Source organism: Microbacterium sp. (assembly GCF_051953575.1).
In the GTDB taxonomy this organism is placed as follows: domain Bacteria; phylum Actinomycetota; class Actinomycetes; order Actinomycetales; family Microbacteriaceae; genus Microbacterium.
On record NZ_JBQCIP010000150.1, the window covers coordinates 1 to 5,272 of the forward strand.

The 5,272-nt window shown below is 71.1% G+C and carries 5 protein-coding genes; 3 read left to right on the forward strand and 2 right to left on the reverse strand.

Annotation, left to right across the window (positions count from 1 at the left end):
- Positions 1-109: 109 nt before the first annotated feature.
- The 3 genes from ACTHNQ_RS09365 (at position 110) to ACTHNQ_RS09375 (ending at position 3,010) form a co-directional block, all read left to right on the forward strand.
- Positions 110-511 carry a cytidine deaminase gene (locus ACTHNQ_RS09365; protein WP_018171879.1) on the forward strand — a complete coding sequence of 134 codons (402 nt, stop codon included), beginning with the start codon at positions 110-112 and terminating at the stop codon, positions 509-511.
- Positions 508-1,797 (forward strand): thymidine phosphorylase, encoded by a 1,290-nt coding sequence (locus tag ACTHNQ_RS09370; protein ID WP_440333096.1) that lies wholly within the window; start codon positions 508-510, stop codon positions 1,795-1,797. The genes ACTHNQ_RS09365 and ACTHNQ_RS09370 overlap by 4 nt, the downstream gene beginning before the upstream one ends.
- A gap of 97 nt (positions 1,798-1,894) precedes the next feature.
- A complete protein-coding gene (locus ACTHNQ_RS09375; protein ID WP_440333098.1) occupies positions 1,895-3,010 on the forward strand; it encodes an adenosine deaminase in 1,116 nt (371 codons plus the stop codon).
- Positions 3,011-3,136: 126 nt separating this feature from the next.
- Here the strand turns inward: ACTHNQ_RS09375 and ACTHNQ_RS09380 are convergent, their stop codons facing one another.
- On the reverse strand, positions 3,137-3,955 hold the full coding sequence (locus ACTHNQ_RS09380) for an NAD-dependent epimerase/dehydratase family protein (protein ID WP_440333100.1): 819 nt from the start codon (positions 3,953-3,955) through the stop codon (positions 3,137-3,139).
- A 130-nt stretch (positions 3,956-4,085) separates the two neighbouring features.
- Entirely contained in the window at positions 4,086-5,150 is a 1,065-nt protein-coding gene (locus tag ACTHNQ_RS09385) for a bile acid:sodium symporter family protein (protein ID WP_440333102.1), read from the reverse strand.
- Positions 5,151-5,272: the final 122 nt, after the last annotated feature.

The window sequence follows — 5,272 nt, forward strand, 5'->3', positions numbered from 1 at the left end:
TGGCGATGCTCCCGTACATCGTCACGATCCTCGCCGTGGCGGGCTTCGCCGGGCAGATCCGCGGTCCTGCCGCCGCGGGCAAACCATACATAAAGGGATGATCCGACCCGTGACCGACATCGACTGGGACGAGCTGCGCGCTGCGGCGACCGATGCCATGCAGCGTGCGTACGCGCCGTACTCGCGCTACAAGGTGGGGGCTGCGGCCCTCGTGACCGACGGACGCATCGTCACCGGCTGCAACGTCGAGAACGCGTCGTACGGCGTGACGCTGTGCGCCGAGTGCGGCCTGGTGAGCGAGCTGGCCATGACCGGCGGCGGCGGCCTCGTGGCCTTCGTGTGCGTCAACGGCCACGGCGACACGATCATGCCGTGCGGACGGTGCCGGCAGCTGCTGTACGAATTCGCGATCCCGGGGATGCTGCTCGAGACGGTGTCGGGCATCCGCACCATCGACGAGGTGCTGCCCGACGCGTTCGGACCGCGCGACCTCGAGGAGGCGACCCGATGAGCGTCGAGGCGTTCGACGCCGTCGACGTCATCCGCACCAAGCGCGACGGGGGAGCGGTGCCGGAGCCGGCTCTGCGCTGGATGGTCGACGCGTATACGCGCGGCTACGTCGCCGACTCGCAGATGGCGGCCTTCGCGATGGCGGTGCTGCTCAACGGCATGACGCGCGACGAGATCCGCGTCATGACCGACGCGATGATCGCGTCGGGGGAGCGCATGAGCTTCGCCGGGCTCGGCAAGCCGACGGTCGACAAGCACTCCACCGGCGGCGTCGGCGACAAGATCACCCTGCCGCTCGCACCCCTCGTGGCGTCGTTCGGCGTGGCGGTGCCGCAGCTGTCCGGTCGCGGACTCGGGCACACCGGTGGCACGCTCGACAAGCTCGAATCGATCCCCGGGTGGCGCGCGGCACTGTCGAACGACGAGATGTTCGCGCAGCTGCAGGGCGTGGGCGCGGTCATCTGCGCGGCGGGCTCCGGTCTGGCTCCCGCCGACAAGAAGCTGTACGCCCTGCGGGATGTCACGGGCACCGTCGAGGCGATCCCGCTCATCGCGTCGAGCATCATGTCCAAGAAGATCGCCGAGGGCACCGACTCGCTCGTCCTCGACGTGAAGTTCGGCTCCGGCGCGTTCATGCAGGACATCGACCGCGCCCGCGAGCTCGCCCGCACGATGGTCGAGCTCGGCACGGACTCCGGCGTCGCCACGACCGCGCTGCTGACCGACATGAACACCCCGCTGGGTCTGGCCATCGGCAACGCCAACGAGGTGCGCGAGTCGGTCGAGGTGCTCGCCGGCGGCGGGCCCGCCGATGTCGTCGAGCTCACGGTCGCGCTCGCCCGCGAGATGCTCGCGCTCGCCGGGCAGCCCGACGCCGACGTCGAGGCCGCGCTGCGTGACGGCCGCGCGATGGACGCGTGGCGAGCGATGATCATCGCCCAGGACGGGGATCCGGATGCCGCCCTCCCGGCGCCGAACGAGACCCACACGGTGACGGCATCCGAGGCCGGGTTCGTGACCTCGCTCGAGGCGCTTCCGTTCGGCATCGCCGCGTGGCGCCTGGGTGCCGGCCGCGCGCGTGCGCAGGACCCGGTGCTGCATGCCGCCGGTATCGACCTGCACGTGAAGCCGGGCGATCAGGTGGCGGCCGGACAGCCGCTGTTCACCCTGCTGGGCGAGGATGCATCGCGGTTCGAGCGTGCGCTCGAGGCCGTCGAGGGTGCCTGGCACATCGGTGCCGAGGCTCCGGGCACGGCCCCACTCGTCCGCGAGCGGATCACTGCCTAGACTGTTCAGTCGCGCCGGTTCGCGGCACTCGTGCTGAGCGAGGCACGAGACGAAGCATCCAACCTCCACCCCCGCGATCGCACCCCAGGAGAACCCCATGCCCATCGACCAGCACGGCGACGCCATCCTCGACGGGGTCTCCATCCGCAGCCTGCCGAAGATCTCGCTCCATGACCACCTCGACGGCGGACTGCGCCCGGCGACGATCATCGAGCTCGCCGACGCGATCGGCCTCGTGGTCCCCGAGTCCGACCCTGACGACCTCGCGGACTGGTTCGCCGACAAGAGCGACTCGGGGTCGCTCGTCGAGTACCTGAAGACGTTCGACCTGACGACGGCGGTCATGCAGACCCGTGAGGGGCTCACGCGCGTCGCCCGCGAGTTCGTGGAGGATCTGGCCGCCGACGGCGTGATCTACGGCGAGGTGCGGTGGGCGCCCGAGCAGCACCTGGGCCGCGGCCTGTCGCTGGACGAGGTCGTCGCCGCGGTGCAGGAGGGCATCGAGGAGGGCGAGGACGCGGCCGAGAGCCGCGGCCACGACATCCGCGTGGGCCAGCTGATCTCGGCCATGCGCCACACCGACCGTTCGCTCGAGATCGCGAAGCTCGCGGTCGACTGGCGCACGCGCGGGGCCGTCGGCTTCGACATCGCCGGGCCCGAGGACGGCTTCCCGCCGTCGCGCCTGCGCGAGGCGTTCGACTACCTGGCGTCCGAGTTCTTCCCGGCGACTGTCCACGCCGGCGAGGCGGCGGGTCTCGACTCGATCCGCTCGGCCCTGATCGACGGACGCGCGCTGCGCCTCGGTCACGGCGTGCGCCTGGCCGAGGACCTCGAAGTCGTCTCGCGCGCGGGCGAAGAGGTGCTCGTGCAGTTCGGCGACCTGGCCCGCTGGGTGCGTGACCGCGAGATCCCGCTGGAGCTCTCGCCGTCGTCGAACCTGCAGACCGGCGCCATCGAGCGCTGGGGTACGACCCTCGAAGACCACCCGTTCGACCTGCTGTACCAGCTCGGCTTCGCCGTCACGGTGAACGTCGACAACCGCACGATGAGCCGCACGTCGCTCACGCGCGAGCTGGCGCTCCTGGCCGAGACGTTCGAGTACGGCCTGGACGACCTCGAGGCCTTCCAGCTCAACGCGGCCGCGGGAGCGTTCCTCCCCGTCGAGGAGCGCGAAGAGCTGATCGACCTCATCGCCGACGGCTTCGACGCCTAGTCCGCCGGCTTCGGGAGAGTGGAGGCCGGGCGCCCGGCATCCACTCTTTCACTGTCTGCGCACCGCCCGCTGCGAGCATGTCCCGCAGCTCGCCGCCGGTCAGTTCGCTCGGACACGGCGGCGGGGTCAGTGGCGGGCGACGCCGGGGTGCGACGCCAGGTAGGCTTCGAAGGCCTCGGCCGAGGTCTTGCCGGGCGTGTAGCCGAAGTCCCGCTTGAGGGCGTCATTGGCGAGCACCGGGCGGTAGCGGAGAAAGCCGACCTGCTCGGGGCCGTGGACGGTGAGCCGCAGCGCACGGCCGACGCGCAGCCCGAAGCCGAGCACCCCTGCCGGCACCCACACGACGCGCTTGCCGAGGCGCCGGGCGATCTCGGGCACGGTGACGCGGCCGTCGCCGGCGACGTTGTACACACCCGGCGGGCCGTCGGTCGCGGCGCGCGCCATCGCGGCGGCCACGTCGTCCACCCATACGAAGACGAAGGGCGACTCCGCGCCGCGCACTCCGAGGAGGGCGCGGCCGTCCCACAGCGCCGTGATCTGGTTCTGCACGGTCGGGCCGAGGATCGTGCCGATGCGGAACACGACCTGCTCCAGCTCGGGATGCGCCTGGCGGTAGCCGGCGAGCAGCTGCTCGACGAGACGCTTGTGCTTGGAGTACGGGAACTCGTCGTTGCCGCGCACCGGGTCGCTCTCGCGCAGCCACTCCGGGTTGTCGGCGTGGTAGCCGTACGCGGCGCCCGAGGACGATACGACGATCCGCCGCACCCCGGCTTCGACGCAGGCCTCGAGCACATGGCGGGAGCCGTCGACGTCGACGCGGTACTCCAGCGCGTGGTCGAGCCCGGGATTGACGATGGCCGCCAGGTGCACGACGACGTCGATGCCGTGCTTCCGCAGCAGCGGCGCGAGGGCGTCGGCCTGCGTGATGTCGCACTCTTCGTACACGACCCGTCGAGCGGATGCTGCGGCCCGCGCACGTCCCCGGCTACGACGAGCTCGACATCCGGTCCCGCGACGAGCGCGGCCGCCACGTGGGTGCCGAGAAAGCCGGAGCCGCCCGTGATGAGGACGCGGGTCACGACTCCGCCCCCGTCGCTCCGTCGGCGGCGGGGGAGTCCGGGCCACCGGAGCCCGACGCGCCCGGACCCGCCGCGCCGGAACCTGCGCCGCCGGGACCGCCCGCGCCGCCGGCATCCACCGCCCGCAGCGTGTGACGCGACGCGTCGCCCTTGGCCGACCCGGTGCGCCGGCGCGTGTGCCGGGCCCACAGGGCGGCGACGATGAGGCCCGCGATGATGTCCCAGATGCCCCACCAGCCGGCGACGATGGCCATGCCGCCGAGGCCTCCGAAGAACGTGAAGATGAGGCCGAGGCCCAGGCCGGAGTTGCGGATGCCGACCTCGAAGGTCATCGCCTTGCGCTCGCGGGTGCCGAGCCCGCCGACGACCGCAGTGCCGTAGCCGATCCCCAGCGCGACGGCGTCGTGCACGGTGACGACCACCACGATGAGTCCGAGGAACGCGATGAAGTACTGCCAGTTGCCGGCGAGGGCGCCCACGATGAACGTGCACAGCGCGATGAGCGAGAACCACTTGACGAACGGCTGCACCTTGCGCGCGAAGGCCTCGAAGCGGTGGCGGATGAACAGTCCCAGCGCGAAGGGCACGCCGATGATGAGCAGGATCTCGCCGAGCATCGACCACGGGTCGAGCGACACCGCTTCGAGCAGCTTGCTCGCGGTCGGGTGCAGCGAGCCCCAGAACGCGACCGACAGCGGCAGCACGAAGATGTAGATGAGGTTCGAGACCGCGGTCATCGACACCGAGAGCGCCACGTTGCCGCCCGAGCGGTGGGTGAGCACCTGCGAGATGTTGCCGGGAGGGCAGCAGGCCACGAGGATCATGCCGAGCGCCATCGACGGCGTCACGGGCAGGATCAGCGTGAGCGCGAACGTCACCGCGGGCAGGATGATCAGCTGCGCGAGGATCGCGATCACGAACGGCTTGGGTTTGCGGGCGACGACCCTGAAGTCGTCGAGCGTCGTGTCCAGCGCGATGCCGAACATGATGAGCCCCAGCACGACGTCCAGGATGAGGAGCGTGCTCGGGTTGAAGGCGAGGACGACGTCGTCCGGGTTCATGCCCGCCGCCCTTTCGTGCTCCGGCGCGCGGACGCCGGACGGATGCCGTCACGCCGGGGTGCGGCATCCGTCGCCAGCTGCTGGGTGCCGGCGCGCACCGCGCGACGGTAGGCGTCCTTGTT

Bases quoted from the DNA above. Each gene is read 5' to 3' on its own strand.
- ACTHNQ_RS09370 (WP_440333096.1), top strand. From the start codon at position 508: ATGAGCGTCGAGGCGTTCGACGCCGTCGACGTCATCCGCACCAAGCGC.
- ACTHNQ_RS09375 (WP_440333098.1), top strand. From the start codon at position 1,895: ATGCCCATCGACCAGCACGGCGACGCCATCCTCGACGGGGTCTCCATC.
- ACTHNQ_RS09385 (WP_440333102.1), bottom strand. From the start codon at position 5,150: ATGAACCCGGACGACGTCGTCCTCGCCTTCAACCCGAGCACGCTCCTC.